The organism is Profundicola chukchiensis (assembly GCF_029664245.1).
In the GTDB taxonomy this organism is placed as follows: domain Bacteria; phylum Bacteroidota; class Bacteroidia; order Flavobacteriales; family Weeksellaceae; genus Profundicola; species Profundicola chukchiensis.
Genome location: NZ_JANAIE010000083.1, coordinates 1 through 217, shown reverse-complemented (window position 1 = coordinate 217; position 217 = coordinate 1). Strand labels below are relative to the sequence as shown.

1 protein-coding gene is annotated in these 217 nt (G+C 69.1%); it reads left to right on the top strand.

The genetic code is table 11. From position 1 onward, the window contains the following. The coding region (locus NLM59_RS11755) for a hypothetical protein (RefSeq protein ID WP_304417967.1) at positions 1 to 217 on the top strand (217 nt) is incomplete at both ends.

Here is a 217-nt window from a genome sequence, read left to right as displayed (position 1 = left end):
GAGTTCCAGCAGGTGCTGGAGGGGTGAAGCTGTCGCCCGAGACGCTGGAGGTTCTGGCCGGGTTGATCACCGGCGAAAGCGGGCTGACCCCCGAACGCGGCGGGCCGGCGCTGGCGGATTTTTTCGACAACCGCGCCGAGTGGGAGCCGTTCGGCGCGGGGTTTCCCCCGGCTGGGGAATATGTGCGCGAGCGGTTGGCGGTGTTCAACGGCTCGCC